Source organism: Thermomicrobiales bacterium (assembly GCA_023954495.1).
Classification (GTDB): domain Bacteria; phylum Chloroflexota; class Chloroflexia; order Thermomicrobiales; family CFX8; genus JAMLIA01.
In genome coordinates this window covers 1-3,543 of the sequence record JAMLIA010000142.1, presented here as the reverse complement: position 1 = coordinate 3,543, position 3,543 = coordinate 1, and the positions used below count along the sequence as shown (strand labels likewise).

General features: G+C 63.6%; 4 protein-coding genes. 3 read left to right on the top strand and 1 reads right to left on the bottom strand.

Annotated features, from left to right (window positions below):
- The 3 genes from M9890_15620 to M9890_15610 all read left to right on the top strand — a co-directional run.
- The coding region (locus tag M9890_15620) for a hypothetical protein (GenBank protein MCO5178383.1) at positions 1–456 on the top strand (456 nt) is incomplete at its 5' end.
- Between the two features lie 99 nt (positions 457–555).
- Complete coding sequence (locus M9890_15615) at positions 556–1,530, top strand: ABC transporter permease (protein MCO5178382.1); 975 nt, start codon at positions 556–558, stop codon at positions 1,528–1,530.
- A gap of 37 nt (positions 1,531–1,567) precedes the next feature.
- Positions 1,568–2,506, top strand: coding sequence for an ABC transporter permease (locus M9890_15610; GenBank protein MCO5178381.1), 939 nt, complete (start codon positions 1,568–1,570; stop codon positions 2,504–2,506).
- Here M9890_15610 and M9890_15605 read toward each other — a convergent pair.
- Complete coding sequence (locus M9890_15605; protein ID MCO5178380.1) at positions 2,503–3,345, bottom strand: MBL fold metallo-hydrolase; 843 nt, start codon at positions 3,343–3,345, stop codon at positions 2,503–2,505. The genes M9890_15610 and M9890_15605 overlap by 4 nt on opposite strands.
- Between the last annotated feature and the right edge of the window lie 198 nt (positions 3,346–3,543).

Here is a 3,543-nt window from a genome sequence, read left to right as displayed (position 1 = left end):
GAAGACCTGGCCAAGGTCGGCATTACGATGAAGATCGAGAACCAGGACTTCGCCGTCATCTTCGGCACCTGGGCCGATGGCTCGCCGCGCATGACTGGCGATTACGACGCGCTGTTCTACGACGACGGCTTCTTCATCGAGCCGCACAACTCGATCGTCCTGCGCTACCACCCGGACAGTGTCCCAAGCGCGTCCAATCCATCCGGCCAGAACTTCATCCGCTGGGTGCGCGAGGATGTCGGCGAGTGGCTCGACGCTGCTGGCGCGACGCCGGATCGCGACATTCGCCGCGAGAACTACCAGAAGGTCGCCGAGGCGATGCGCGAGGATGCGCCGGTCATTCCGATCGTGCAGTTCACTGAGGGCAACGCCTACTCGACCCGCCTGCACGGCTTCGTCGTCAGCACCTGGGAATACTCGACCTGGGACGCTGAGAACTGGTGGCTGGAGAGCTAGCCACACCCGCCAATAAGCCCGACCGGGCGTGATGCCACAGACGCAGTCACGCCCGGTTGGACGTTTGACTCGGATCGGGGAGGGTAGCGGGAGCATCCCATGGGGAACTATGTCATCCGTCGGTTGATCATGGCTGTGCCGCTGTTGCTGATTATCAGCATCATCGTCTTCGGCCTGCTCCAGGCAGCGCCGGGCGGACCGATGGGTGCCTATGTCCGACGTGGCAGCTTCAGCGAGGAGGACCTTCGCCGCATTGAAGAGCGCCTGGGACTGAACGCGCCGGTCTACGTGCAGTATGGCAAGTGGTTGGGTCGAGTGGTGAAGCTCGACTTCGGTCAGTCCATCACCGAGCGCCGCCCCGTCACCGCCGCAATCCGCGACCGACTCCCCAACACGCTCTACCTGATGGGCACCGCCTGGATTGTCACAATTCTGATCGCCATACCCATAGGTGTCATAACCGCAGTCAAACAATACTCCTGGTTCGACCATGTCGTCACCGGGTTAACGTTTGTCGGGCAATCGGTCCCGATATTCTGGCTCGGCCTGCTCCTGATCCTCGTCTTCTATATCTGGCTGGACAACCCGTTCAGTAGTGGGCCGCTCCTACCTGCGGGCGGCATGTACACACTCGGGCAGGACTTCTCGCTCCGTGACCGGATTGTCCATCTGATCCTGCCGGTCACCATGCTCTCCGCCAGCTGGGTGGCCTGGTACACGCGCTTCCTGCGCGCCAGCATGCTGGAGGTGATCCATCAGGATTACATCCGCACGGCGCGCGCGAAGGGGCTGGGCGAACAGGTCGTCATCATGCGCCACGCATTCCGCAACGCGGCGATCCCGCTGGTGACGCTAATGGCGCTCGACCTGCCGCTCATCTTCTCCGGCGCGCTGTTCACCGAGGTGATCTTCTCCTGGCCGGGGATGGGACGCTTGTTCTTTACCGCCGCCGACCGGCGCGACTATCCGCTGCTGATGGCGATCATCATGATCACAGCGACGCTGATCGTGCTTTCCAACCTGCTGGCTGATGTCGTCTACGCCTGGCTGGACCCGCGGATCCGCCTGCGCTAGCGGAGCTTGATTCAGATCGTTTCGGGGGATGGAGTTCATGGCAGAATCGCAGGCCACCTCGGCCAACGCACTCGACGCAGATAGCGCTGTCGCCGCCGGTCACCGTCAGGACACGATGACCCGGCTGATCATGCGGCGTTTCCTGCGCCACCGGCTGGCCGTTATCAGCCTGTTCGTCCTGCTGTTGCTCGTCCTCAGCGCAGCCTTCGCGCCACTCATCGCGCCATACAATCCGGATGCGCTCTCAACATCCGAGCGCCTGCAGGGCCCGTCCGCCCGGCACTGGCTCGGCACCGACGACGTTGGCCGCGACATCTTCTCGCGCGTGCTCTACGGCGGGCGCATCTCGCTGCTCATCGGCATCGCCGCGACAGCCGTTTCGCTGCTGATCGGCACCATCGTCGGCGCAGTCGCTGGCTACTTCGGCGGCTTCCTCGACAACATGCTGATGCGCGTCGTCGACATTTTCCTGTCGTTCCCGTCGCTCTTCATCCTGATCGTGCTGGCCACGGTCATCCGCACCAACAGCGTCCTGCGGCAGTACTCCGGCAGCATCTGGCCGATTGCGATCGTCATCGGCGGCCTGTCGTGGATGGCGCTGGCCCGGCTCGTCCGGGCGACGTTCCTGAGCCTGCGCGAGAAGGAGTTCGTCGAGGCGGCCCGTGCGGCAGGCGCGAGCAACAGCCGGATCATGATCCGTCACATCCTGCCCGGCTCACTCGGTCCGATCATCGTTCAGGGCACGCTGCTGATCGCTGCGACGATCATCACCGAGTCCGGCCTGTCCTACCTCGGCTTCGGCGTCCAACCGCCGACCGCCACCTGGGGCACGCTGCTCGACAATGCGCAGGGCAAGATGCAGGAGCTACCGCTCTTCGCCATCGCTCCCGGCCTGATGATCTTCCTGACGGTCATGAGCATCAACTACGTCGGTGACGGCCTCCGCGACGCCTTCGACCCGCACAGCTTCCGCTAACTGATCGCACCCCGCGGCGTCAGGAACAAAAAGCGCCCCACTTCGTAGGCGTCGATGTCGCCGGCCCACATGGCCGGTGCGCGCTCGGGCGTGCTGGTGACTTCTCCAGCCCAGACCGACTCGTAGGCATCGCGCAGCTCGCGGATGTCGGCGGGTGTCATCGGTGCACCGTGCGCCGGGTAGATGACATCGACTGCGTCGAGCAGCCCGACGACGCGCTCCAACGTCGCACGGTAGGCGACAGGATCGCTCTTCTTCAGCATCAGCAGAATCGTGCCGGTGCGCAGCGTGTCTCCGGCGATGAGCACGCGCGCGTCGCGATCGAGCAGCGCGACGTGGCCCGGCGCATGGCCCGGAGTGTGGATCACTTCCAGCGTCCGTCCGCCCAGGTCGAGCGTGTCACCATCATTGAGCTCGCCAGTCGCCCGACAGCCGGGGATGAACGCTCCTTCACGGGTGAAGCCGTCGGGTAGCCATTCGTCGCGGATCTGATCGGGGCCGAAGTGCGTCGCGTAGAGATCCGCCTGCTCACCCTTACGCAGGAATGACGCGTCTTCGGGATGGATCAGCACCCGCTCGAATCGGTGGCAGGCGCCGATATGGTCCCAGTGGCCGTGCGTCTGAACGTTGGTGACCGGCAGGCTCGTCAGTCGATGAACCAGTCCGTGAAAGTCGCCGACGCCGGTGCCGGTATCGACGATCACCGCCTCTCGCTCCCCCTCAATGAGGAACGACTTCACATCCGCGCCCTCCCGCAGCGGCTCGCCGATGGCCGTGATGCCTTTGCCGAGTGGCGTGGTCGTGAACCACTCCCGCTGTGTCGGGTCTCCCTGCTGCATAACCGACTCCCTCCAACACGCGACAAACGAGTTCGCATTGATTGGCCGACAGCGGACATTGACCGAAGATGCGCCTGTCATGTGTTCGCTCTGCACCGTCCTGAATTGGATTCATCTCGCCATTATGCACATGGATTTGAGGGCAGCGCATCGATGTGGAGTATTGAGCGGTCATCAGCGACGCACTGCATCATCGGC